Source organism: Amycolatopsis sp. NBRC 101858 (genome assembly GCF_030269325.1).
Classification (GTDB): Bacteria; Actinomycetota; Actinomycetes; order Mycobacteriales; family Pseudonocardiaceae; genus Amycolatopsis; species Amycolatopsis ponsaeliensis.
In genome coordinates this window covers 1,217,797-1,243,300 of sequence record NZ_BSTD01000002.1, presented here as the reverse complement: position 1 = coordinate 1,243,300, position 25,504 = coordinate 1,217,797, and the positions used below count along the sequence as shown (strand labels likewise).

Sequence of the window (25,504 nt, the reverse complement as noted above, 5' to 3'; positions counted from 1 at the left end):
CGCGACGACATCACCTTGACGAGTGATGCAGACCACCCTACTTTCGCTGCCTGAGAGACAAAGTCCGTTCAGTGCGCAGCACAAGTTGGGGGCACCGTGGCCGTCACCGGGACGAGGCGAGCCGATCCGGCGAGCCCGCGTACCGCGAACCTGGCCGCCGTCCTGCGAGCCCTGCGCACCGGACCGCTCTCGCGCACCCAGCTCGCCGCCCGCTGCGGGATCGCGAAGTCGGCGGTTCCCGGCCTGCTCACCGAGCTCGCCGGGCGCGGCCTGGTCCGGCCCGCCGGTGTCCTCCCCGGCAACGGGCGGCCGAGCCGGCTGGTCGAACTGCACGGCGAAGACGCCTACGCCCTCGCCTTGAGCATCGAGGCCGACCGGCTCTCGGCGCTCGTCACCGATCTCGGCGGCCGCGTGCTGGCCGAGCGGACGGAGACCGTCGACGTCGCCGCGCTCGGGCTCCAGAGAGGCATGGACGAGCTCGCCCACCTCGCCCACCGGGTGCTGCCCGGCCCGCCGGTCGGGGTCGCGATCTCGGTGCCCGGGCTGGTCGACTCGGCCGCGGCCGTGCTGCGGCTCGCTCCCGCCCTGCGCTGGCGGGACGCCGAAATCGCCGGGCTGATGGCGGCCCGGCTGGACCTCCCGGCCGACGCCATCGCGGTGGACAACGAGGCCAACCTCGGCGCGCTCGCCGAGTCGGCCGCCGGCGCCGGTGAGCTGTTCTACCTCAGCGGCGGCACGGCGGTCGGCGGCGGGCTCGTCTCCGGCGGCGCCATCCTGCGCGGCGCACGCGGCTTCGCGGGCGAGGTCGGGCACATCGCCGTCGACCCGTCCGGCGAACGCTGCTCGTGCGGCCGGACCGGCTGCCTCGAGACGAAGGCGAACCTGGCCGCCGTCCTGCGCGCGGCGGCCCCTCCCGGTGACCCGCTGCACGATCCCTCCCTCGGCATCGACGGCCGGGTCGCCCAGCTGAAGCACCGCGTCCGCCACGGCGACCAGCGCGCGGCCACCGCGGTCCACGGCCTCGGCGTCGCCCTCGGGGTCGCACTGTCCACTGTGGTCGACGTGCTCGACCCGGACGTCGTCGTCCTCGGCGGCTACTTCGCCGAGCTCGGGGACTGGCTGGTCGAGCCGATCCGCGTCGAGCTCGCCGTCCGGCCGCTCGGCCACGCCGCGGTGGTGCCGTCGGCACTCGGCCTCAAAGCCCCGCTCCGGGGCGCCGCGCACCTGGCCGCCGAGCGGCTGTTCGCGAACCCGACGCTCATCGAGGAGGCCTCGGTATGAGCCTGCTTTCCGTTCGCGGAATCGTGAAGACCTTCCCGGGGGTGCGCGCGCTGGACGGCGTCGACCTCGACGTCGAACCCGGCGAGGTGCACTGCCTGCTCGGCCAGAACGGCGCGGGGAAGTCGACGCTGATCAAGGTCCTCGCCGGGGCGCACCAGCCCGACACCGGGGAGATCACCTGGCAGGGCGAGCCGGTGTCGCTCGGCACCCCGGTCGACGCGCTGCGTCTGGGCATCGCCACGATGTACCAGGAGCTCGACCTCGTGCCCGGGCTTTCCGTGGCGGACAACATCTTCCTCGGCCACGAGCGCGCCCGGTTCGGGTTCACCAGGATCTCCCAGGCCCGTGACGAAGCCGCCCGGCTGATGGCCCGGCTCGGCCACCCCGGCATCCGGCCGTGGCACGAGGTCGGCAAGCTGTCGGCCGCCGGGCAGCAGCTCGTGTCGATGGCCCGCGCGCTGGCCCACGACGCCCGGCTGCTCGTGATGGACGAGCCCACCGCCGCGCTGGCCGGCGAGGAGGTCGACAACCTCTTCCGCATCGTCGGCGAGCTGACCGCGGACGGCGTCGCGGTCGTCTACATCTCGCACCGGCTCGAGGAGCTGCGCCGGATCGGGCACCGGGTGACCGTGCTCAAGGACGGCCGGACCGTCGGCACCGGCCTCGACGCCCGCACGACGCCGACCGCCGACCTGGTCGCGCTGATGGCCGGGCGCAAGGTCGAGACGGTCTTCGGGCCGCGCCACGACGGCCACGCCGACCGGTCCCAACGTGCCCTCGAAGTCGAGGGGCTGACCCGGGAAGGCGAGTTCGAAGACGTCGGCTTCACCGTCCACGCGGGCGAGGTCGTCGGCATCGCCGGGCTGGTCGGTTCCGGCCGCAGCGAGCTGCTGGAGACGATCTTCGGCGCGCGCAAGGCCGACCGCGGAACCGTGACCGTCCAAGGAAAAGCGCTGACCCCCGGCAACGTCCAGGCCGCTGTCAAGGCGGGGATCGGGCTGGCTCCGGAGGAGCGCAAGAGCCAGGGCCTCCTGCTCGACCTTTCGGTGGCGCACAACGTGACCCTGGCCAGCCTCGGCCGCTACTCGAAGCTCGGGTTCACCGAGCGCGCGAAGGAACTGGACGACTCCGGCGCGAGCCTGCGGCGCCTCGACCTGCGGCCCGCCGACCCGCGCCGGATCGTCCGCACGCTCTCGGGCGGCAACCAGCAGAAGGCGGTGCTCGCCCGGTGGCTGGTCCGCGGCTGCAAGGTGCTGCTGCTCGACGAGCCCACGCGCGGCGTCGACGTCGGCGCCCGCGCCGAGCTCTACCGGCTGATCGACGAGCTGGCCGCGACCGGTGTCGCGATCGTGCTGGTGTCCAGTGAAATCCCCGAGGTGCTCGGGCTGTCCGACCGGGTGCTGGTGCTGCGCGAGGGCCGTGTCCTCGCCGACCGGCCGTCGGCGGGGCTGACCGAGGCCGAGGTGCTCGACGTGATTCTCGAGGGGAGCGCGGCATGACCGAAACGCAAGCAGCACCACAGGAAGCGCTTCCCGTCGAACGGAAGCGGTTCTCCTTCCGGGCCGACCCGCGGCTGCTCGGCCTGGCCGGGGTGCTCGTCGTGCTCTGCCTGGTCGGCCAGTTCACCCGGCCCGAGCTGTTCTTCACCGAAAGCAACATCTCGACGATCCTGCGGCTGGCCGCGGCGATCGGCGTGGTCAGCGTCGGCATGACGTTCGTGATCATCAGCGGCGGCATCGACCTGTCCGTCGGCTCGATCGTCGCCTTGTCGAGCGTCTGGCTCACCACGCTGGCCACCCAGTCCTACGGGCCGTGGATCATGGTCCTCTGCGGACTCGCGGTCGGCCTCGGCTGCGGGCTGGTCAACGGCGTGCTCGTCTCCTACGGCAAGGTCGTCCCGTTCATCGCGACGCTCGCGATGTACGTCTCGGCACGCGGGCTCGCCGAGCGGCTCAGCGGCCGCCGCACGCAGGTGGTCGCCGACCAGGACTTCCTCGCCTTCTTCCGCGGTGACCTGCTCGGCATCCCGGTGCTGATCTGGCTGTTCGCGCTGGTGTTCGCGGTCGGCTGGGTCGTGCTCAACCGCACCACCTTCGGCCGCCGGACCTACGCGGTCGGCGGCAACATCGAGGCGTCGCGGCTGGCCGGCATCAACGTCAAGCGCCACCTCGCGCTCGTCTACGGCGTCGCCGGGCTGTGCTGCGGGATCGCGGCGCTCATGGTCGTCGCGCGGACGACGGCGGGCGCGTCCACCAACGGCATGTTCTACGAGCTCGACGCGATCGCGGCCGTCGTCATCGGCGGCACCCTGCTCACCGGCGGCCGCGGTTCGCTGATCGGCACCCTGATCGGCGTGCTGATCTTCACGGTGCTGTCCAACCTCTTCACGCTCAACAACCTGGACACCGACATCCAGAACATCGCCAAAGGCGTGATCATCGTGCTCGCCGTGCTCTTGCAGTTCCGGGCCAGGAAAGCCAGGACCGGGTCGTAGTAGTCACCACCGATGGAGGTTCACCATGGCCGAACACCCTTTCCTCGGCCGCCGGGGTTTCCTGCTGGGCGGGGCCGCCGTCGGCGCCGGCGCGCTGCTGGCCGGCTGCACGTCGAACACGCCCGCGAACTCGGAGTCCAACGCGCCGGTCGCCAACGCGGGCAACAACGCCCAGCCGGGCAAGCCGGTCACGATCGGCTTCTCCGCGCCGGCCGCCGACCACGGCTGGATCGCGGCGATCACCAAGAACGCCAAGGCGCAGGCGCAGAAGTTCAGCGAGGTGAAGTTCACCGCCACCGAGGGCACCAACGACGTCAACCAGCAGATCTCCCAGGTGGAGACGCTGATCAACGCCAAGGTCGACGTCCTGGTGATCCTGCCGTTCGACGGCAAGGCGCTCACCTCGGTCGGGCAGCAGGCGATGGACGCCGGGATCCCGGTGATCAACCTGGACCGCGTCTTCGACACCCCGCTCGCCTATAGAACGTGGATCGGCGGCGACAACTACCGCATGGGCGTCAACGCGGGCAACTACATCGCCAAGCAGCTGAAGGCGAAGAACGTCGCGAACCCGGTCATCGGCGAGGTCGCCGGGATCGACTCGCTGCCGCTGACCCAGGAACGCAGCAAGGGTTTCGCGGACGCGCTCGGGCGGGCCGGGTTCAAGGTCGGCCCGCGGGTCTCGGCGCAGTTCACGTCGGAGTCGGGGGAGCAGCAGACGGCGAACCTGCTCCAGGGTGCGCCCAAGCTGGACGCGCTGTGGAACCACGACGACGACCAGGGCATCGGCGTCAACGCCGCGATCGACACCGCGGGCCGCAAGGAGTTCCTGATGGTCGGCGGCGCCGGCTCGAAGAACATGATGAACCTGATCAAGGCCGACGCGTCGCCGATCAAGGCGACGGTGCTCTACAGCCCGTCGATGGCCTCGACGGCGATCGCGCTCGCCCGCCTGCTCGGGCAGACCAAGGGGATCGCCGACCTGGCCGAGCACGACATCCCGGCCGAGATCACGACGTACTCCGCGGTCGTCACGAAGGAGAACGTCGACCAGTACCTCGACGTCGGCTTCGACTCCTGACCCGGTTCTCGCACGCACGTAACGAAGGAGGGGTATGAGCCCGGCACGGGAAACCATCGGGATCGGGATGGTGGGCCACGCGTTCATGGGTGCGGTGCATTCGCACGCCTGGCGCAGCGTCCACCGGTTCTTCGACCCACCGCTGGTGCCGAGACTCGCCGTCCTCGCCGGCCGCGACGAGACCCGCACGAAGGCGGCGGCGGAGCGGTTCGGGTGGGAAGCCGTCGAGACGGACTGGCGGAAGCTGATCGCCCGCGACGACGTCGGCCTGGTCGACGTCTGCACGCCGGGCGACAGCCACGCCGAGATCGCGATCGCCGCGCTCGAGGCCGGCAAGCACGTGCTGTGCGAGAAACCCCTGGCCAACTCGGTCGCGGAGGCCGAAGCGATGGCCGAGGCGGCGCGGAAGGCCCGGGACCGCGGGGTGCGGGCCATGGTGGCGTTCAACTACCGCCGGGTGCCCGCGCTCGCGCACGCCAGGAAGCTGGTGGCGAGCGGGGCGCTCGGGGAGATCCGGCACGTGCGGTCGGTCTACCTGCAGGACTGGCTGTCCGACCCGCAGGCGCCGATGACCTGGCGGCTGCGCAAGGAATCCGCCGGGTCGGGTGCGCTGGGCGACCTCGGCGCGCACATCGTCGACGCCGCCCAGTTCGTCACCGGGGACGTGATCACCGGCGTCTCGGCGCTGACGAACACCTTCGTGAAGCAGCGGCCGGCCGAGAACGGCGGGACGGACGACGTGACGGTCGACGACACCGCGCTGTTCCTGGCCCGGCTGTCCGGGGGAGCCGTGGCGAGCTTCGAGGCGACGCGGTTCGCGCTCGGCCGCAAGAACGCGATGCGGCTGGAGGTCAACGGGTCGAAGGCGAGCCTGGCGTTCGACTTCGAGTCGATGAACGAGCTGCAGTGGTACGAGGGCACCGGCACCGAAGCGGGCTTCCGGCGCATCCTCGTCACCGAGCCGGAGCACCCGTACGTCGGGGTGTGGTGGCCGCCGGGCCACCTGCTCGGCTACGAGCACACGTTCACCAACGAGGTCGCCGACCTCCTGGACGCCATCGGCTCGGGCACCGACCCCGAGCCGAGCTTCGAGGACGGCCTGCGCGTCCAGCGCGTGCTGCACGCTGTGGAGGAAAGCGCTTCCGCGCAAGCCTCGTGGACCGAGGTGGCCCGGTGAGCCGTCCGGTCACGCTGTTCACCGGCCAGTGGGCGGACCTGCCGTTCACCGAGGTCTGCAAGCTCGCGGCCGACTGGGGTTACGACGGCCTGGAAATCGCTTGCTCGGGCGACCACTTCGAAGTCGACCGCGCACTGTCCGAAGAGGACTACGTGCCAGGACGGCTGGCGCTGCTGGCCGAGCACGGGCTCAAGGTGTGGGCGATCTCGAACCACCTCGTCGGCCAGGCCGTCTGCGACGACCCGATCGACGACCGGCACCGCGCGATCCTCCCGTCGCGGATCTGGGGTGACGGCGAGCCCGAGGGTGTCCGGCAGCGGGCGGCCGCGGAGCTGGCCGACACCGCGCGGGCGGCGGCGAAGCTCGGCGTGGACACGGTCATCGGGTTCACCGGCTCGAAGATCTGGAAGTACGTCGCGATGTTCCCGCCCGTGTCGCAGGAGGTGATCGACGACGGCTACGAAGACTTCGCGCGCCGCTGGAACCCGATCCTGGACGTCTTCGACGAGGTGGGCGTCCGGTTCGCGCACGAGGTGCACCCGTCGGAGATCGCGTACGACTACTGGACCACGAAACGGACCCTCGAAGCCGTCGGGAACCGGCCCGCGTTCGGGCTGAACTGGGACCCGTCGCACTTCGTGTGGCAGGACCTCGACCCGGTCGGGTTCATCCTCGACTTCGCCGACCGGATCTACCACGTCGACTGCAAGGACACGAAGAAGCGCTTCGACGGCCGCAACGGCCGGCTCGGCTCCCACCTCGCCTGGGCGAACCCGCGCCGGGGCTGGGACTTCGTGTCCGTCGGCCACGGCGACGTCCCCTGGGAGGACTGCTTCCGGGCGCTGAACTCGATCGGGTACACCGGGCCCGTCTCGGTGGAGTGGGAGGACGCCGGGATGGACCGCCTCCGCGGCGCGGCGGAGGCGGTGAAGTACCTGCGCGAGCACCTGTTCGACCAGCCGTCGGCGGCTTTCGACGCGGCTTTCAGCAATCAGAAATGAGGGAGTTCCATGTGCGGTGACCGGCCAGAGCAGCACTCCCGGCGGACATTCCTGAACGTGGCGACAGCGGCCCTCACGGTAGGGGCAGCAGCTATCGCGTTACCCGGCACCGCGGGCGCCTCCCCGGCCCGCCGGCGCGTCCCGCTCGACAAGATCAGCATCCAGCTCTACTCCCTGCGGTCGCTGCTGCAGAACGACCCCGAAGGCACGCTCTCCGCGCTGGCCGACATCGGCTACCGGAAGGTCGAGCTGGCCGGGACGTACGGCCGCAGCGCCGCCGAGTTCCGCGCCATCCTCGACAAGAACCACATCAAGGCGTCCTCGACGCACGTCGGCATCGACGGCGACCTGAACCAGACCATCGCCGACGCGAAGGTCCTCGGCAACCGCTCCGTCGTGGTGCCGTACGCGAACTTCGGCACCATCGCCGAGTGGGAGGCCTTCGCGGGCCGTATGAACACCGCGGCCGTCGCCTTCAAGAAGGCCGGGCTCGCGCTCGGTTACCACAACCACGACCACGAGTTCGCCCCGATCGGCGGGGTGGTCCCGTACGACGTCCTCACCGCGAAGACGAACAAGCGGGACGTGCACCTGGAGATCGACCTCTTCTGGGCGGTCAACGGCGGCGCGGACCCGGTCGAGCTGTTCCGGCGCAACTTCCCGCGCGTGACCCAGTACCACGTGAAGGACCGGACCGCGGACGGGCAGATGGTCGACCCGGGCGCCGGCGTCATCAACTTCCCGCGCATCTTCGCCGCGTCCTGCCACAACATCGGCGATTACATCGTCGAGCACGACCAGCCTGCCGACCCGCTGAACACGGCCAAGGTCGGTTTCGAATACCTCCGCACCGTACGGTTCTGAGACCCCGGGGGAAATCCACATGCGAGTGTCACGTCGGTCGATGCTGGCCGGAACCGCCGCGGGCGTGCTCGTGCCCGCCCTCGGCGCCGCCGACACGGCGTCGGCGGCGGGTCTGACCCGCAAGATCACGATCTACGCGGAAGCGCTTCCCGGCGGCCGCTACGGCTACGGCCTGGAGCCCGGCAAAGCCACGATTCCGGGACCGCTGCTGGAGATCTACGAGGCCGACACCCTCGAGATCGAACTGGTCAACCGGACCGACCAGCGGCTGTCGATCCACCCGCACGGCGTCAACTACGACACCGCGTCCGACGGCGCGCCGCTCAACGCGTCGTTCAACAACCCGGGCGAAACCCGGACCTACACCTGGAAGACGCGGACCCGCTACGAAGCGAGCGGCGGGTTCTGGATGCCGGGCAGCGCCGGGTACTGGCACTACCACGACCACGCGATGGGCACCGACCACGGCACCGCCGGGCTCGCGCGCGGGCTCTACGGCGGGCTGATCGTGCGCAAGCGCGGCGACCTGCTGCCCAGCCGGCAGTACACCGTCGTGTTCAACGAGATGATGATCAACCACGAGATGGCGCCCGACACGCCGATGTTCGAGGCGCGCCTCGGCGAGCGCGTCGAGTGGGTGTGCATCGGGTACGGCAGCCTGCCGCACACGTTCCACCTGCACGGGCACCGCTGGGCCGACACCCGCACCGGGATGCTGAGCAGTGCCACCGACAACGCCCAGGTCGTCGACAACAAGAACCTCGACCCCGGCAGCTCGTTCGGCTTCCAGGTGCTGGCCGGCGAAGGCGTCGGGCCGGGGGTGTGGATGTACCACTGCCACGTCCAGACCCACTCCGACGGCGGGATGGTGGGCCTGTTCCTGGTCCGCAACCCCGACGGCAGCCTGCCCGACGGCGCACAGGAAGCGATCGACCGGTTCAAGCAGCACGGCCACGCCGGGCACGACATGAACCCCGACGGCCGCACCCATGCTTAGGAGGGAACGGATCATGAAGAGACGATGGTTCGGCAGGCGCGGGGCGCTCGTGCTCGCCATCGGGGCGGTGCTCGCGGCCGGGGCCCCGCTGATCACCATGCCGGTCGCGCAGGCCGCGCCCGCCGTGGTGAACGTGCCGGTGAACGTGCTGGTCTTCCACGGCGCGGCGGGCGACCAGAAGGACCCGGTGCTGCGCGCGGCGGACGCGATCGCGCGGCTCGGGCAGGACAACGGCATCACCGTCACGGCGTCGTCCGACCCCGCCGTGTTCAGCACGGCCAACCTCGCCCGCTACCGCGGCGTGGTGTTCCTGTCCGCGCAGGGCGTGACGCTCGCGCGGGAGCAGGAAGCCGCGCTGCAGGCCTACATGAAGGCCGGCGGCGGGTTCCTCGGCATCTCCGACGCCGCCCGCGCGCAGGACTCGTCCCAGTGGTTCACCGGCCTGATCGGCGCGCGCCCGGTCGGCGCCCGCCCGACGCCCGAGGCCGTGGCTTCGGTGACCGCGAGCGCGGAGAACCCGCCGAACGAGACCAAGGAGAAACTGGCCGACAACAACGAAAACACCAAGTGGCTGACGTTCGCGACGACCGGCTGGGCCGCCTACAAGATGGCCACTCCGGTCGCGGTCAGCAGCTACTCGCTGGTGTCGGCGAACGACTTCCCCGGCCGCGACCCGAAGAACTGGACCCTGCAGGGCTCGGCCGACGGGGCCACCTGGACCGACCTGGACACGCGCACGAACGAAGTGTTCACCGACCGGTTCCAGACCCGGACGTTCACCTTCAGCAACACCACGGTCTACCCGAACTACCGGCTGAACATCACCGCGAACTCGGGTGAGCCGCTCATCCAGCTCGCCGACCTCAAGCTGTTCAAGGACACTTCGACGACCCCGCCGCCGCCGGAGCCCGCGCCGCAGCAGGCCGTCGTCGACGTCCTGGACGCCAAGCACCCGGCCACCGCCGGGCTGCCGCAGAACTGGACGCGCACCGACCGCTGGCTCAACTGGGAGTCCAACCCGGTCGGCACCGTCCACACGGTCGCGCAGGTCGAGGAGAAGGGCTACCAGCCGGGCGTCGGCGCGAACGGCGCGTTCCACCCGATCTCGTGGTGCCGCGACTACGACGGCGGCCGCTCCTTCTACACCGGAATGGGCCGCACCGAAGGCTCCTACGGCGAAGCGCAGTTCCGCAACCACCTGCTCGGCGCCCTGCGCTGGACGACCGGCATGGTGCGCGGCGACTGCCAGGCCGGGATCGCCGCGAACTACAAGGTCGAGCGGCTGACCGGCAAGAACGCGGCCGGGCAGCTCGACCAGATCGGCGAGCCGCACGGGCTCACCATCGCCCCGGACGGCAAGGTGTTCTACATCGGCAAGGCGGCCTGCCCGACCGGCCCGATCGTCAGCTGGGACGACCCGAACGTCGGCCTCGGCTGCGGCACGGTCCACCAGTGGGACCCGGTCACCAAGAAGGTCAAGCTGCTCACCACCCTGCCGGTGATGGGCAACCGCGGCAGCGGTGACGAGCTCGTCAAGAACGAAGAGGGCCTGCTCGGGCTGACGCTGGACCCGAAGTTCACCGAGAACGGCTACATGTACGCGTACTGGATGCCGCACGCGTCGATCGACCGCGACAAGCGGATCGGCAAGCGCACGGTCTCGCGGTTCACCTACAACGCCACCGCGCAGACGCTCGACCAGGCCACCCGCAAGGACCTGCTGTCCTGGGACGTCCAGATCCACAGCTGCTGCCACGCCGGCGGCGGCATGGCGTTCGACAAGGACGGCAACCTCTACATCGGGTCCGGGGACAACAACTCCTCGGGCGGCTCGAACGGCTACTCGGGCAACAACTGGACGCTCGACTACAAGGGCATCTCGTTCCAGGACGCGCGCCGCACGGCGGGCAACACGAACGACCTCGACGGCAAGATCCTGCGCATCCACCCGGAGGCGAACGGGACGTACACCATCCCGCAGGGCAACCTCTTCCCGAACGGGCCGGCGGACAAGACGCGCCCGGAGATCTACGTGATGGGCGTCCGCAACATCTCGCGCCTGCAGATCGACCCGGTGCACAACTGGATGACCGCGGGCTGGGTCGGCCCCGACGCGTCTTCGCCGAGCCCGGAGCTCGGCCCGGCGAAGTACGAGACGGCGACGATCATCACCGAGGCGGGCAATCACGGCTGGCCGTACTGCATGGGCAACCGGCAGCCCTACCGCGACCGCAGCAGCACCAACGCCGCGGAGCTGACCGGCTGGTACGACTGCGACAACCCGGTCAACACCTCGCCGCGCAACACCGGCCTGGTGAACCTGCCGCCGATCAAGGACAACATGATCTGGTACTCGCCGGACGGCGGCGGCCCGGTCTTCCCGAAGCGGCCGGGCTCGTCCATCCCGACCTACGTCGCCGCGGACGCCACCTACACCCAGCCGTACCTGCGGGGCGGCGGCCAGGCGGTCATGTCCGGGCCGACGTACCACCGCTCGCTGGTCAACACGAACAGCGGCGTGGCGTGGCCGGAGTACTGGGACAACAAGTGGTTCATCGGCGACGAGTCCAACTCCCAGAACCGGGTCGCGGTGACCGTGGACCCGGCGGGCGTGCCGACGCACCAGCCGCCGGTGTTCGCCGAGACGTTCCGCCAGATCATCCCGGGCGGGTCGGGTGACACCAAGGTGCAGAGCTGGATGGACGCCAAGTTCGGGCCGGACGGCGCGCTGTACGTGCTCGACTACGGCAACGGCTTCTTCTCCCTGGACGCCAACCAGAAGCTGCTGAAGATCAGCTACACCGGCGGTGCGCCGACCCCGGCGCCGGCGGCGTCGTCGGTGCTGGTGCAGAACAAGGCGCTGACGGCGGCGTTCACCGGGTCGAAGTCCGGCGGGGTGTCCTACCGCTGGGAGTTCGGCGACGGCTCGGTGTCCACCCAGGCGGACCCGCGCCACACCTACCCGCGGACCGGGATCTTCACCGCCAAGCTGACCGTGACCTACGCGGACGGCGAAGCGGTGACCACGCGGACCGCGGTGAACGTCGGGTGCCTCGTGGCCGATCCGAGCCCGGTGGTGACCCTGGGCGACGCGATCACGAAGGTGCCGAACCGCAACGCGGGCGGCGGCTGTTCGGTGGACGACTTCATCGACGACGAGAGCACGTGGAGCACGCACGCGGCCTTCGTCAACCACGTCGAGCAGGCCACCGAGACGCTGTCGGACCTCGGGGTGCTCAACGACGCCGAGGTGGCCGAGCTGAACACCGCGGCCGAGGCGTCGCCGATCGGGAAGCCGGGCACCACCGGCTACGACGCGATCTTCGACGGCACGGCAGCGTCGCTACGCGGCTGGGAACAGGCGCCATCGGGGCAGTTCACCCTGCAACCCGACGGGTCGATCCGGTCGGCAGGCGGGCTGGGCATGCTCTGGTACGCCCAGCGGCAGTTCACCGACTTCTCGGTGAAGGTCCAGTTCAAGGACATCGCCCCGGACACCTTCCGGGCCAACAGCGGCGTCTTCGTCCGGTTCCCGGACCCGCGGACGCCGCTGGAGCAGCGGCCACCGGGCAGCTGCGGCACGGTCGGCTCGGCCCGGACGTCGCAGGCGTGGGTCGCGATCTACTGCGGTCACGAGATCCAGATCTACGACGGCGACTCCGGCGAACCGCAGAAGACCGGGTCGGTCTACAACTTCGACCCGCGGACGCTGGACCAGGCGGGCGCGCGGCCGAAGGGCACGTGGAACGAGTACGAGATCAAGGTCGTCGGGCAGCACTACACGATGATCCGCAACGGCGTGGTGATCAACGAGTTCGACAACACGCCGGGTCAGCAGTCCTCGCGCGCCGGGGACCCGCCGACCGACCTGCGGCAGTTCGTCAGCGGGTTCATCGGGCTGCAGAACCACAGTGACAACGACCTGATCGAGTTCCGCAACATCCGGGTGCGGCAGCTGTAGCGCGACGGGGGCCGGGCTCACCCCCGGCCCCCGTTCCTCCCAGGAAGGTTTCCCGTGATGTCCCCACGACCGATCGCCGTGCTGCTGGCCGCTTTCCTGGTCTTGCTCGGCCTCGTCACCCCCGCGGTGGCGGCGCCGGTCCAGACCCTGACCTGGACCGGGAGCAACAGCACCACCGAATACGCGTCGGCACCCACCGGCGCGCTGCCCGGCGAGACCACCATCGTCTTCGAGAACAGCGAAGCCACCGGCAACACGACGGGGATGTCGCACACCCTGACGTTCGACACGTCGACGCCGGGCTACAACCACGACGTGTCGCTCAACGTCCTGGCCAACCCGTTCGACCCGCAGAACGGCCGGCACGAGGCGGTCGTGACGCTCACCCCGGGCAAGTACCGGTACTTCTGCACGATCCCCGGCCACACCACGATGGTGGGGGAGTTCGTCGTCTCCGACGGCACCGGCGACACGACCGCACCGGTCGTGACGGCGGCCGTGGCGGGCGACCGCGATCCCTCGGGCAACTACATCGCGTCGGCGACGGTGTCCTTGACCGCGACCGACGCGGGGTCCGGCGTGGCCTCGGTCGAGTACCAGCTGGACGGCGGTAGCTGGACCGCGTACTCGGCGCCGGTGGTGGTGTCCGCCGTGGGCATGCACATGCTCCACTACCGCGCCACCGACGTCGCCGGGAACACCTCCGCCGAGGGTATGGAGCACTTCACGATCGTCGCGGGGCAGGGGGACACGAGCCCGCCCACGGTGACCGCGGCGATCACCGGTACCCAGGACTCTTCGGGCAACTACATCGACGTCGCCACGGTCCGGCTGACGGCGACCGACGCCGATTCCGCGGTGGCGTCGGTGGAGTACCAGCTGGACGGCGGGGCGTGGACCGCCTACACCGCGCCGGTCGCGGTGACCGGTGCGGGTGAGCACATGGTCCACTTCCGGGCGACCGACACCGCCGGGAACACGTCACCGGAGGGCATGTCCCACTTCACCGTGGTGAAGAGCGACACGACCCCGCCGACCGTGACGGCCTCGGTGGCCGGTACGCAGGACACCGGCGGCAACTACGTCGGCAAGGCGACCGTCACGGTCGTGGCTTCCGACACCGGGTCCGGTGTCGCGGCGACGGAGTACCAGGTGGACGGTGGCGCGTGGACCGCCTACACCGCACCGGTCGCGGTGACCGCGGTGGGTGCGCACACGGTCGGCTACCGCGCCCGGGACGTCGCCGGGAACACGTCCGCGCCGGCGAGCGTGTCCTTCACCGTGGTGGCCGGCGGCGACACGACGGCGCCGGTGGCGTCCCTGGCGGTGAGCGGCAGGCAGGACGGCAACTGGTCCTACGTCGGCCAGGCGACCGTGACGCTGGCCGCCACCGACGCCGGGTCGGGTGTGGACTCCGTCGAGTATAAAGTGGACAGTGGAGCGTGGACGCGGTACACGGCGCCCGTAGTCGTGTCGGCGCTGGGCGCGCACACCGTCGGCGCCCGGGCCACGGACGTCGCCGGGAACGCCTCGCTGGAGGTGTTCGGTGCGTTCACGGTGGTCTCGGCCACGCCGCCGCCGGACGCCTGCCCGGTCTCGGACACCCGGGAGACGGTGGTGATCGGCGGGGTCGACAGCCAGGTGGAGAACATCGACATCGGCAACGGCTGCACGCTCAACGACGTCATCGACGAGAACGCGGAATACGCGTCGCACGACCGGTTCGTGAAGCACGTGAAGGCGGTGACGCAGGAGCTGGTCGGCAACGGCGTGCTGTCCAGCGGGGACCGGAACCGCATCGTGACGGCGGCGATCGAGTCGGACATCGGCGGCGCGCCCACCGCCGGTGCCCGGGCCGGCGACGTCAGGAAGCTGCTGTAGCGGCTTGCACTTCGCGCAGGGCCTGCCGGGCGGCGGCACCGAAATCGGTGTCGCCGCCCGGCTCGCTCCAGCGTTCGTAGGCGAGCGTCAGGACGAGCGCGCCGAGCTGCGCTCCCACGCGTGCTGCGGGATCGGGCACACCGCGGCGGCCGAGGGCTTCGGCCATCGCCGCGGTGAGCCCGAGGCCCTTCAGTGCCTCGCGTTCACGCAGCTCGGGGTTGGCGGCGATGACCGCTCCTCGCCGGGCGCTGAACTCACGGCGCTCGGCGGTGAAGGTTTCTCGGCCGAGCGCCTCGAGGGCGTGGGCAACGGCTTCGAGCGGGCCGGCCGCGGCCGGCCCGTCGGCGATCCGGTCGGCGAGCAGCCCGGCGAGGGTGTCGCCGCCGAAGAGCACCTCGCGCTTGTCGGGGAAGTGCCGGAAGAAGGTGCTCTTGGTCAGCCCGGCGCGCTCGGCGATCTCGATCACGGTGGTGTTTTCGTAGCCCCGCTCCTCGAACAGTTCGAGCGCGGCCGTGACGAGTCGTTCCGGAGCGTGGGGTTGCCAGCGGGCCATGGCCCGAGTGTACGGGACTTGGTCCCGTCACCTCGTGTACGGTGATGGGACCAAGTCTCATCACAGTGGAGGTGGCTCATGAGCCGCGCGGTCATTTACGAGAAGTTCGGCGGTCCCGAGGTCCTGGAGGTGCGCGAGGTCCCGGAGCCGCACGCGGGGCCGGGTGAGCTCCGCATCCGGGTGGCGGCCGCGGGCCTGAACCCGATGGACTGGGGCCTGGCATCGCACCCGGCGCTGGCGGCGCAGTTCGGCGTGACGGTGCCGTCCGGTTTCGGCTACGACCTGGCCGGGGTGATCGACGAGGTCGGCCCCGGCGCCACGGGTTTCTCGGTGGGCCAACGGGTGTTCGGCGGCGTGATGGCTCGCGCGGCGGCGGACTTCGCGGTGGTGGCAACCCCGGCCGACACGCTCTGGCCGACCCCGCCTGGCATTCCCGACGAAGTCGCGGCGACGCTCCCGGTGGCCGGCTTGACGGCCGCGGCGGCCCTGGCGGCGATCGACTTGCGGCCGCAGGACACGGTCCTGATCGGCGGAGCGGCGGGTGGGGTGGGCGTGTTCGCAGTGCAACTGGCCGCACGCGCGGGCGCCCGGGTGATCGGGACCGCGGGGGAGGGGACGTTCCCGTTCGTGCGCCAGCTGGGCGCCATCCCGGTGTCCTACGGCCCCGGCCTGGCGGACCGAGTCCGTGCGTTGGCCCCGACATCGGCAACGGACTTGTTCGGCACGGAAGCAGCGGAGGCGGCGCTCGCCCTGGGTATCTCACCCGCGCGCATCTCGACGATCGCGGCGGGCCCGAACCCACCAGGCGGAGTGCGCGCGACCGGAGGTGCGGACGCGGCCCCGGAGGCGATGGCGAGGCTCACGGACGCGATCCTCGCGGGGGAGATCGTGGTGCCGATCGCGGGGACGTTCCCGATCGAGAAGGTCCGCGAGGCGGTGGAGGTCCAGGCGAGCCGTCATGTCCACGGCAAGATCGTCCTGACACTGTAACGGCCGCGGCGGTGCAGGCGACCTGCGAGGGCAGGGGGTGACCGACGGGAGAGGGCCGCGATGGCTGAAACGCTGGCACAGTTCGGCATCATGTCCGCGCACGAGGTGCGCCCCGGCACCGAGATGGACCAGGTGGTCGGCCGCATCCTCGAGGCCGACGACACCGACGAAGCCGACCTGCAGATCAAGTACGAGACGCTGGTCGCCATCTACAAGCTGAAGCGGCTGCTGACCTGGGTCCTGGTCGTCATCCCGCTGATCCTGGTCGGTCTCGGCATCGTCTTCTACGCCGCCGGCGCGGTCCGATAGCGCCCAGCGGTCGGGTCAGGACGGCAGTGATCCCCTGATCCCCGCGATGATCAAATCCAACCCGTCACCGAAAGCGCGGTCCCGCTCCTCTCTGGGCCACGCAAGCTTCCGCGCCTGCTCCTCGATCGTGAAACCGTTGGCATAAGCCAAAACCGTGTCCACCGCGACCGACGCCATCCCAGCCGTAATCCCCGCCCCTGCCAGCGACTCGACGAGGTGCGTGAACACCGCGATCGCCTCGTCGCCCGGGTTGTGGAAGCCGGAAATCAGGCGGGCTCCGTCGCGGTGGGCCAGCATCACCTCGCGCATGCCCGAAGCCGCGCCGCGCAACGAGTCCTCCCACGGCGCGTCGGCCGGCATGGCCGGAGCGGGGCCCACCAGCGAAGCCACCATCGCGTCCAGCAACGCCTGCTTGCTCGGGTAATGCCGGTACAACGCACTCGCGCGCACCCCGAGCCGGCTCGCCAGGAGCCGCATCGTCAGCGCGTCCAAGCCGGCCTCGTCGAGCAGCTCGATCGCCGCCGCGAGTACCTCGGTGCGTCGCTGCCCCACGAAAGTCCTCCGAAAATCCGGGCTTGACAAGCCTGCCTCGCCTACGTGAACAATGTACACGTGAACGTTGTTCACATGGGAGATGGGGGATGGGAAATGACACGGATTCTGGTGATCGGCGCCGGGCTCGGCGGGCTGACCCTCGCGCACGCCCTGGTCCGCGCGGGCCTCGACGTCCGCGTGTTCGAAGCCGACGACGGGACCGGCGAGCGCACCCAGGGCTACCGGATCGGCCTCGCGCCGCCGGCGATGGACGCCCTGCGCGCGAGCCTGCCGCCGCGGCTCCACGACCTCGCCGAGGCCACCAGCGGCAGCCTGACCGGGCCCGGCCTGCTCTTCGACGCGCAGCTCACCCTGCTCGGCAGCGACCTGCCCGGACCGGAGGAGTCGAGGGCGTTCGACCGGCAGGTGCTGCGGCAGATCCTGCTCGGCGACCTGGGTGACCGCGTCACCTTCACCAAGCGGCTCAAGAGCTTCGACGAAGACGAGCACACCGTCACCGCCTTCTTCACCGACGGCACGAAGGCCACGGGTGACGTCCTCGTCGGCGCCGACGGCGGGAACTCCGCGGTGCGGCGGAAGCTGGTGCCGGAAGTACAGCTCGTCGACGCCGACCTGTGCGGCGCGATGGGACGCACCCCCGCCGCCGACCGCTTCCGGCGGCTCGTCCCGGGACGCGGCACCATGGTGAAGGGGCCCGACAGCACGCTGATGCTGGGCCGGATGGACTTCGACCGGGAGCCGTCGGACGCGGCCGCCGAGCTCGCTCCCGGCCTGCCCCTGCCGCACCGGGAAAGCTACGTGCGCTGGGTGCTGCTCGTCCCGCCGGACCATCCGGCCGCCACCGGCCCGCCCCGGGACGACGCCCGCGAGCTGGTGCTGGAGCTGATCGACGGCTGGCACCCCGACCTCCGGGCGCTGGTGGAAAGCGCCGACATGAGCGGGGTCGGCCGCTCGAAGGTCTTCGACCGCCCGATGCCGCCCTGGCCGGTGAGCCGCGTGACGCTGCTGGGGGACGCCGCGCACCAGACGCTCGCCAGCGGCGGCAACGGCGCCGCGACCGCGATGCAGGACGCCGTCCGGCTGAGCGCGCTGCTGGCCGAGGCGGGAGATCTCCACCAGGCTCTGGAGGCGTACCAGCATGATCTGCTGGAACGCGGGAACGCGGCCGTCGAGGTCGGCAAGCAGGCCCTGCGCCGGTTCGTCCCGGTCTCGGGGGCAGCGCGATGAACGAAGTCCGCTCGGCCGACGGGACCACGATCGGCTACCGCACCCTCGGCCACGGCCCCGCGCTGATCCTGGTCCACGGCGGAATGCTCGCGTCGCAGCACTTCACGAAGCTCGCTGCCGCCCTGTCGGCCGACTTCACGGTCCACGTGCCCGACCGGCGCGGCCGCGGGCTGAGCGGTCCGCACGGCGGGGACTTCGGCGTCGGGAAGGAGGTCGAAGACCTGCAGGCCCTCGTCGCCGCGACCGGCGCGACCCGGGCCTTCGGCCTGAGCACGGGCGCTCTCGTCGTCCTGCGCACGGCCCTGGGCACGCCCGCGCTCGACCGGATCGCCCTGTACGAGCCGCCGCTGTCGATCGACGGGTCGGTGCCGATGGGCTGGCTGCCGCGCTTCGACCGCGAGATCGCCGCGGGCCGGAGCGCGGCCGCACTCGTCACGGGCATGCGGGGGCTGGCCACCGAACCGTCGCTGTTCAGCCGGATCCCGCGCGTCGCCCTGGTGCCGCTCCTGACCGCCGGCGCGCGCCTGCAGGGCAAGGGAAACCCCGAGGACGTGCCGGTCGAGGCGCTCATCCCGACGCTGCACTTCGACATGCAGGTCATCGACGAGCTGGCCGACACCGCCGGGGAGTACACCGGACTCGAGGCGCGAGTGCTGCTCCTCGGCGGCACCAAGAGCGCGGAGTACCTGGGCCGGGCGCTGGGGAAGCTCGCCGAGGTGCTCCCGCACGCGCACAGCGTCACCCTGCCGGGCCTGGGCCATTCGGGACCGGAGGACGACGGAGCCCCGCTCGTCGTGGCCCGGGCGCTGCGCGACTTCTACGAATAGGTCCAGTGGCCCAGCCAGGATTCGCGCCAGGCCACCGTCAGCTCGCTCACTCCGTCCACACCGGACTGGTCGACGTGGGCCTTCCACGCCTCCTCCAGTGCGGCGCACAGCTTGGACGCGGGCAGCTCGACCCCGCCCGAGGAGAACTGGCGCAGGACCGACTTCGGCACGGCCAGCTTTGCCTTGCCCCGCACCACCGACTGCTCGGTGGCGCGGCAGATGAGGTACTCGACGGTGGCCAGGTCGCCCGCCGAGCCGACGGTTTCCGGTGACACCCGGGGCGCGACCTGGGCCAGCGCGCGGTACAGGCAGTCCAGCGGGGCGGCCAGGCCCTGGTGCTGGCGGGCGATCTCCCACGACACCCACACCGCCATGCAGTCGGGCATCTGGAACGGGCGGTAGGCGAACGCGGGACCGGTGAACGTCTGGTAGTCGCTGGTCGGGTCCTTCGCGGACGGACCCGGCCCGTCGGGGTCGGGCGGCAGGCCGAGGCGCTTGAACAGCTCGCGCAGCAGCTTGGTCGGCCGGGCCGGGGTGGTGGCCTCGCCGAGCAGCTTGCCGAGGATGCGGTTCAGCCGGTCGGTGGCCACGCCGTGGATCGCCAGCTGCAGGTGGACGAACGCGACGTCCGACAGCGTCGTGGCCGCGCAGCCGACCACGCCCACCTGGGGGTAGCGCTGCAGGAAGGAGGCGATGGCGTTCGTGGAGCCGATCCGCGCCGGCCCGACGAACGTCACCGGCAGGACCGCGCCGACCCGCTGGCGGGACCGGAGGTCGCCCTTGTAGAGCGGGGAGAACTCGCCGTCGGCGTGGGAGACCTCGAACCAGTTGCCCTGCCGGTGCCCCGGCCGCGTGTCGGCGAGCCAGAAGCTGTACCCGTGCTTCTCGCACAGCTCCCGGAACCGGTCGGCCAGCTCGAACCGCGCGGCCGCGGACGCGTCCCGCAGCGCGATCGCGAACCGGACCGCCAGCGACGCGCACGGCGACGCGATCTCCTTGCGGGTGCGCAGGTCGTGGTTGCGGGTCTTGACGACCGTCGGCAGCTGGGCCGGGCACTGCAGCGACAGCAGCGGCGCGTCGATGAGCGAGGACGCGGCGTCGGAGATCTCCCGGACGAGGTCGCGGATGGCGAGGCCGTGCCACTCGGACACCTCGCGCGCCCCCGGGTCGATCCCGATCAGGCCCTCGAACCGCTGCGCGGACTCGTAGATGAACGTCGGGTTGGGCGAGGTCGTCTGGTGGAACACCCAGCCGCCCGCGTTCTGCTCGGGGCGTTCGGCCGGCTGGTGCCCGTCGACGCGCTCGACGACCTCGGTGCCGTCCAGGGGTTTGCGGGTGCGGGTGCCGATCACGACGCCGGCGCCGTTCGTGGCCGAGCACAGCGTTTCCAGGAAGACCGTGCTGTCGGAGTTCGCGGAGACGAGCTCGCGCAGGTAGCCGTGCCGCGCCAGCGCGTGGTGCACCTCGAAGTCCACCTGGGTCACCGGTTGCCGCGCGATCTCGAACCCGGCCCGGGCCAGGTCGGCCACGTTCCGCACGGAGATCCGCTGGCTGCGCACCTTCACCACCCGCCGGACGAGTCGAACCGCACGTCGGCTTCGAGGGGCTTGCGGCGGTCCCAGGCGCCGGAGCCCGCCCACCGTGGCGCCCCGATGCGCGACAGCGGGATCGCCGACTCGCGCCACGACGCTTGGCCGAACAGCACGAGCGCGGCGAGCACCGGCAGCCCCACCGCGATCGTGAGGGTGACCTGGACGACCTCGCCCCGGCTCTGCGTCGCGACGGCCGCGGCGAACCCGGCGATGGCCGCGATGCTCAGCTGGACCAGCGCCTGCGGCAGCGTGCCGAGGTAGCCGAGCACGGTCCGTCGCGGCGGCAATGACAGGCGGCTGTAGAGGAAGCCCGGCAGCAGCAGCAACATCGTGATCACCGACTGGCCGTCGCCGATGTGGCCGAGCGCCGTGGTGGCCTCCCGGCCGTACGGCCACGGGCTGCCCACCAGCAGCCAGCCGAGCACGAACGAGACCGTCGCGACGGCCAGCGCGTAGAACGTCACGTTGAGCGGGCCGGACTTCGTGGAGTCCTTGAGGACGAGCGTCGCGCGGATCCGGACGTGGTCGCCGCGCGGGTCGCGGCCGCCGGAGCGGCGCCAGTACGCCCGGGCCTCGTTGTCGGCGATGCCGTTGACGAGGACCAGGTCCTGCCCGAACTCCCGCTCGGTCAGTTCGCGCGCGGCCTCGCGGAGGTTCGCGGCCGTGAACTCGGGGTGCCGCCGCAGGGAGTTGTCGAGCTCGCCGACGTCGGTCCGCACCGCCTCGCCCGTCGTGGCCGCGGCGGCGAGCCGGTGGCAGGCGGGCAGGCTGCGCGGGGACAGCTCCACCCCGGACTGGCCGGCCTCCCACTTGCGGCGGCGCAGCAGGTCGGCCAGCCGCCGCAGCACGGTCTGCGCCTGCAGCTCGAGGATCTTGTGGCGGGCGCCGTCGGCTTCCTGCAGCGGCGCGGCGTCCTGGCGTTCGGCCAGCGAGAGCAGGTCCTCGGCCAGGCCGTCGACCTGGTGCTGGTCGGCGTCGGTGGACAGGTACATCCGGGAGATCTCGGCTTCCGGCGCGGTCCCGGCCACCAGGTGGTAGGACTTCAGCGTCGCCGGGATCATGGTCTCGTAGCTGACGACGTAGCCGCGACGGCTCGAGGCCAGCCGCCGCCACTGCTCCTTCGCGACGGGCTGCCGGGCGTCGACGTGCAGCGGGGTTTCGTAGCTGAGCCGGTGTTCTTCGACCGAGTCGTCCAGCGCGACCACCAGCATGTAGTCGCGGACGGCGACGTTCAGCAGGTATGCGTATTCGACGAGCAGGTCCGCGCAGCCGGAAAGGATGTCCAGCGCCAGTTCCCGGCACTGCCGCCCGTAGCCGGGGACCGTGCCGCCGGCCGGGGCGAGCGCGAACTGCTCCTCCGGGTGGTTCCGCTCGGTGAGCAGGGTCAGCAAGGCCTGCTGGATGAGCCAGCGCGGTTCGTGCACCTGGAAGAGGAACGTGTTGAGCTCGTGCTTGGCGGTCTGGGCGTTCTCGTCGCCGGCGAGGATCCCGCGCAGCAGCCGGTAGAGCCCGGAAGCGACCAGCCGGGACGCCTCGTGCTGGGTGAGCCGCGGCAGCTTCTGGCCCGCGCTGTCGAAGACGTCGACGGGGGAGACGTCCCGGCGCGGCAGCCGGGCCAGCGGCACCCACAGGGACCGTTGCCGGGCCGGTCGCGAGGCCGCCCGCTCGCCGTGTTCCTGCCCGATGAGGTCCTGCAGCTGCGCGGTGGCCTGGCGCTGCCCTTCGTCGAGGAGCTTGAGGCTGACGTCGACCTCGGTGCTGCGCCGGGCGGTCCCGTGTTCGACGACGGTCAGCCGTTCGGTCAGGCGCCGCACGTGGTTGAGCCGCAAGGAGGTGTCGAGAAGAGCGAGCCCGACGGCGGCACCCTGGCGCGACAGCCGGGGCGGGGCGCCGGGGATGGGGATCGTCTCGATCGCGTGCCGGAGACTCTCGATGCCGTCCACACCAGTGAGAGTAGGAGGTGCGGCGCCTTGATACGAGCGGAATGGCAACTATCGACCGACTGGCCGCCGCGCCCCGGCCCGGCGCTCAGGCCGCGCGCTGCAGCTCGTCGCCCGGGTACGGGCTGGGCTTCGGCGGTCTGCGTGCGCCGTTGGCACTTGCGCGGCCGGCGCTGACCGGCGAGATCCGTGGGGTGCCGGCCACCATCGCGCCGGCCCCGCCCCGGTCCGGCGCTCAGGCCGCGCGCTGCAGCTCGTCGCCCGGGTACGGGCCACCTCCCCGAGCCAAGCGACGGGTTTCGGCCCTGGCTTTGGCGGTCCGCGAGTACCGGTGGCCCTTGCGCGACCGGCGAGATCTTGGCCTTTCCAGCCACCATCGCGCCGGCCGCGCCCGCTTCGATGCTCAAGCCGCGCGCTGCAGTTCGTCGCCCGGGTACGGGCCCGGCTTCGGGCGGACCTTGCCGCCCGGGAACGCCAGCCGCAAGATCGTCCGGTGCACCGTGCCGAGCTGCTTGGACAGCGGGCCCGTGTTGTACGGCAGGCCGTAGCGCCGGCAGATGTCGCGGACCTGGGGGGCGATCTCCGCGTAGCGGCTGCTCGGCATGTCCGGGAACAGGTGGTGCTCGACCTGGTAGCCGAGGTTGCCGCTCATCAGGTGGAACAGCGGGGATCCCGTGATGTTCGCCGCGCCGACGAGCTGGCGGACGTACCAGCCGCCGCGGGTCTCGTCCTCGACTTCCTCCTGGCCGAACGTGTACGTCTGGTCCGGGAAATGGCCGCAGAAGATGATCGAGTGGGCCCACAGGTTGCGGATGATGTTCGCCGTGAAGTCCGCCCAGAACGTCGCCGCGAACGTGCCGCCGCCCTCGGTCCGGGCCGCCGCGAGCTGGGCCCGCACCGCACCGCGACGACGTCGTCCGCGGGCCCGGGAACGCGGCTCGCGGTGCACGAGCCTGCCCACGGCGGTCGCGGCGAGCGCACTCACCAGCGGCCAGCCGACGTAGTCCTTCAGGATCTGGTCGCGGGCCTTGCCCGAGATGCCCTTGATGTCGTGCCACACGTCCTTCATCGGCTTCTCGCCGGCGCGGATGGCTTCGACGTCCAGGTCGTGCACCGCGACGCCCCACTCGAAGAACGCCATCAGCAGCAGGTTGTACAACGGCTGCGCGAGGTACGCCGGGTGCCACTTCTGGTGCGGGTCGATGCGCATGATCTCGTAGCCGAGATCCTTGTCCTTGCCGCGGATGTTCGTGTACGTGTGGTGGATGTAGTTGTGCGAGTGCTTCCACGCCGCCGCCGTCGACGCCGTGTCCCAGTCCCAAGTGGACGAATGGATGTACGGGTCGTTCATCCAGTCCCACTGGCCGTGCAGCACGTTGTGCCCGATCTCCATGTTCTCCAGGATCTTCGCGACCGCGAGGCAGCCGGTGCCCGCGGTCCAGGCCACCTTGGACCGGGATCCGAGCAGCAGCGCCCGGCCGGCCACCGCGATCTGGCGGTGCAGCCGGATGACGCCCTTGATGTACCGGCGGTCGCGCTCGCCCAGGTCGGCGCGCACCCGGTCGTGGATGGCGTCGAACTCGCGGGCGAGTTCGGCGAGCTGGACTTCGCTCAAGTGGGCGAAAGGGTGCGTAGGGGCAGTCATGAGTTCCTCTCCACGTTCAGAGTTCGACCGTGACCCGGCCTTCGGCACCGTGCACGCAGGTGCGCACGATCTCGTTGTGCTTCTCGCTGACGGCGTTCGTGCGCAGGTCCCGGATCCGGCCTTCCCGGATCGGCAGCACGCACGTGTGGCAGACCCCGACCCGGCAGCCGAAGGGCATCTCGACGCCCGCGTTCTCGCCCGCGACGAGGATCGGGGTGCCGGGCGGGCAGTCCGCGTCGAGGTTGCGGTGCGCGAACCGCACGGTGCCGCCCGCGCCCTCGGCGTCTTCGCCGCCGACGATCGGCTGGAACCGTTCGTGGTGCAGCCGGCCGGTGTCGCCGTGCCGTTTCCAGTGCGCCTGCAGCGCGTCGAGCAGCTCGCCGGGACCGCAGGCGTAGGTCTCCCGCTCGCGCCAGTCCGGGCACACGGTGTCGAGGTCGGCCGGGGTGAACCGGCCGTCCGCACCGGTGATGCGCAGTTCGAGGCGGAAACCCGCGTGCTGCTTTTCGAGGCCGGCCAGCTCTTCGCCGAAGGTGACCCCGTCCGCCTCCCGCGCCGAATGCACGTGGACGACGTCGCGCAGGCCGGGCCCCGGCGCGAGGTGGCGCAGCATGCTCATCACCGGCGTGATGCCGCTGCCGGCGGTGACGAACAGCAGGCCGCGGTCGAGCCGGTCCGGCAGGGTGAAGGCCCCTTCGACCTCGCCGAGCCGCACGACCTCCCCGGGGCGGACGCGGTCGACGAGGAACGGCGAGACCACTCCGCCGTCGACCTTCTTAGGGGTGACCGAAATGAGCCCGTCGGCGCGGTCCGGGCTCGACGTCAGCGAGTACGCGCGCCAGTGGTGGACGCCGTCGATGACCACGCCCAGCCGCACGTACTGCCCGGGCCGGTGCCCGACCCAGTCGAAGCCCGGCCGGATCAGCACGGTGGCCGCGCCACCTCGTTCGGGCACGACGCGCTCGACGCGCCCGCGCAGCTCCCGGGTCGACCACAGGGGGTTGATCAGCTCGAGGTAGTCGTCCGGGCGCAGGGGGGTGAAGAGCCAGCGCACCGCGCGCAGTGCCCGGCGCCGCAGCGGCGACGCCGGGGGGCGCATTCCCACTTCAGCCATGCCAGTTGAGTGTAC

20 protein-coding genes are annotated in these 25,504 nt (G+C 71.2%); 14 read left to right on the top strand and 6 right to left on the bottom strand.

The window, feature by feature from the left end; all coding sequences use genetic code 11:
- Positions 1–96: 96 nt before the first annotated feature.
- From QSK39_RS19005 to QSK39_RS18960, 10 genes are read left to right on the top strand one after another with little or no spacing between them, the layout of a single operon-like run.
- Positions 97–1,281, top strand: a complete 1,185-nt coding sequence (locus QSK39_RS19005; protein ID WP_285479081.1) for an ROK family transcriptional regulator — start codon at positions 97–99, stop codon at positions 1,279–1,281.
- The gene (locus QSK39_RS19000) at positions 1,278–2,780 is read left to right on the top strand and encodes a sugar ABC transporter ATP-binding protein (RefSeq protein WP_285479080.1); all 1,503 of its coding nucleotides are present in this window, start codon (positions 1,278–1,280) and stop codon (positions 2,778–2,780) included. Before QSK39_RS19005 ends, QSK39_RS19000 begins: the two co-directional genes overlap by 4 nt.
- Entirely contained in the window at positions 2,777–3,775 is a 999-nt protein-coding gene (locus QSK39_RS18995) for an ABC transporter permease (protein ID WP_285479079.1), read from the top strand. Before QSK39_RS19000 ends, QSK39_RS18995 begins: the two co-directional genes overlap by 4 nt.
- A gap of 25 nt (positions 3,776–3,800) precedes the next feature.
- The gene (locus QSK39_RS18990; protein ID WP_285479078.1) at positions 3,801–4,856 is read left to right on the top strand and encodes a substrate-binding domain-containing protein; all 1,056 of its coding nucleotides are present in this window, start codon (positions 3,801–3,803) and stop codon (positions 4,854–4,856) included.
- Positions 4,857–4,890: 34 nt separating this feature from the next.
- On the top strand, positions 4,891–6,033 hold the full coding sequence (locus QSK39_RS18985; RefSeq protein WP_285479077.1) for a Gfo/Idh/MocA family protein: 1,143 nt from the start codon (positions 4,891–4,893) through the stop codon (positions 6,031–6,033).
- Positions 6,030–7,034, top strand: coding sequence for a sugar phosphate isomerase/epimerase family protein (locus QSK39_RS18980; protein WP_285479076.1), 1,005 nt, complete (start codon positions 6,030–6,032; stop codon positions 7,032–7,034). The genes QSK39_RS18985 and QSK39_RS18980 overlap by 4 nt, the downstream gene beginning before the upstream one ends.
- 9 nt (positions 7,035–7,043) lie before the next feature.
- On the top strand, positions 7,044–7,898 hold the full coding sequence (locus tag QSK39_RS18975; protein WP_285479075.1) for a TIM barrel protein: 855 nt from the start codon (positions 7,044–7,046) through the stop codon (positions 7,896–7,898).
- Between the two features lie 19 nt (positions 7,899–7,917).
- A complete protein-coding gene (locus QSK39_RS18970; protein WP_285479074.1) occupies positions 7,918–8,895 on the top strand; it encodes a multicopper oxidase domain-containing protein in 978 nt (325 codons plus the stop codon).
- Positions 8,896–8,908: 13 nt separating this feature from the next.
- Entirely contained in the window at positions 8,909–12,856 is a 3,948-nt protein-coding gene (locus QSK39_RS18965; protein ID WP_285479073.1) for a ThuA domain-containing protein, read from the top strand.
- Between the two features lie 57 nt (positions 12,857–12,913).
- Entirely contained in the window at positions 12,914–14,737 is a 1,824-nt protein-coding gene (locus QSK39_RS18960) for a cupredoxin domain-containing protein (RefSeq protein WP_285479072.1), read from the top strand.
- Here QSK39_RS18960 and QSK39_RS18955 read toward each other — a convergent pair.
- Complete coding sequence (locus tag QSK39_RS18955) at positions 14,721–15,290, bottom strand: TetR/AcrR family transcriptional regulator (RefSeq protein ID WP_285479071.1); 570 nt, start codon at positions 15,288–15,290, stop codon at positions 14,721–14,723. The genes QSK39_RS18960 and QSK39_RS18955 overlap by 17 nt on opposite strands.
- A gap of 78 nt (positions 15,291–15,368) precedes the next feature.
- Between QSK39_RS18955 and QSK39_RS18950 the strand changes: the two genes are divergently transcribed.
- Positions 15,369–16,280: an NADP-dependent oxidoreductase gene (locus QSK39_RS18950; RefSeq protein ID WP_285479070.1), complete on the top strand. Its 912-nt coding sequence runs from the start codon at positions 15,369–15,371 to the stop codon at positions 16,278–16,280.
- A gap of 60 nt (positions 16,281–16,340) precedes the next feature.
- Positions 16,341–16,589 (top strand): hypothetical protein, encoded by a 249-nt coding sequence (locus QSK39_RS18945; protein WP_285479069.1) that lies wholly within the window; start codon positions 16,341–16,343, stop codon positions 16,587–16,589.
- A 15-nt stretch (positions 16,590–16,604) separates the two neighbouring features.
- Here the strand turns inward: QSK39_RS18945 and QSK39_RS18940 are convergent, their stop codons facing one another.
- Positions 16,605–17,141, bottom strand: a complete 537-nt coding sequence (locus QSK39_RS18940; RefSeq protein ID WP_285479068.1) for a TetR/AcrR family transcriptional regulator C-terminal domain-containing protein — start codon at positions 17,139–17,141, stop codon at positions 16,605–16,607.
- Positions 17,142–17,237: 96 nt separating this feature from the next.
- On the opposite strand from QSK39_RS18940, the gene QSK39_RS18935 reads away from it, so the two are divergent.
- Entirely contained in the window at positions 17,238–18,371 is a 1,134-nt protein-coding gene (locus QSK39_RS18935; RefSeq protein WP_285479067.1) for an FAD-dependent oxidoreductase, read from the top strand.
- Positions 18,368–19,198 carry an alpha/beta fold hydrolase gene (locus QSK39_RS18930; protein ID WP_285479066.1) on the top strand — a complete coding sequence of 277 codons (831 nt, stop codon included), beginning with the start codon at positions 18,368–18,370 and terminating at the stop codon, positions 19,196–19,198. Before QSK39_RS18935 ends, QSK39_RS18930 begins: the two co-directional genes overlap by 4 nt.
- Here the strand turns inward: QSK39_RS18930 and QSK39_RS18925 are convergent.
- The 4 genes from QSK39_RS18925 to QSK39_RS18910 form a co-directional block, all read right to left on the bottom strand.
- Complete coding sequence (locus tag QSK39_RS18925; RefSeq protein ID WP_285479065.1) at positions 19,189–20,757, bottom strand: hypothetical protein; 1,569 nt, start codon at positions 20,755–20,757, stop codon at positions 19,189–19,191. The genes QSK39_RS18930 and QSK39_RS18925 overlap by 10 nt on opposite strands.
- A 2-nt stretch (positions 20,758–20,759) precedes the next feature.
- The gene (locus QSK39_RS18920; protein WP_285479064.1) at positions 20,760–22,733 is read right to left on the bottom strand and encodes a hypothetical protein; all 1,974 of its coding nucleotides are present in this window, start codon (positions 22,731–22,733) and stop codon (positions 20,760–20,762) included.
- Between the two features lie 400 nt (positions 22,734–23,133).
- Positions 23,134–24,345 carry a fatty acid desaturase family protein gene (locus QSK39_RS18915; RefSeq protein ID WP_285479063.1) on the bottom strand — a complete coding sequence of 404 codons (1,212 nt, stop codon included), beginning with the start codon at positions 24,343–24,345 and terminating at the stop codon, positions 23,134–23,136.
- Between the two features lie 46 nt (positions 24,346–24,391).
- Positions 24,392–25,489 carry a ferredoxin reductase gene (locus QSK39_RS18910; protein WP_285479062.1) on the bottom strand — a complete coding sequence of 366 codons (1,098 nt, stop codon included), beginning with the start codon at positions 25,487–25,489 and terminating at the stop codon, positions 24,392–24,394.
- Positions 25,490–25,504 lie beyond the last annotated feature (15 nt).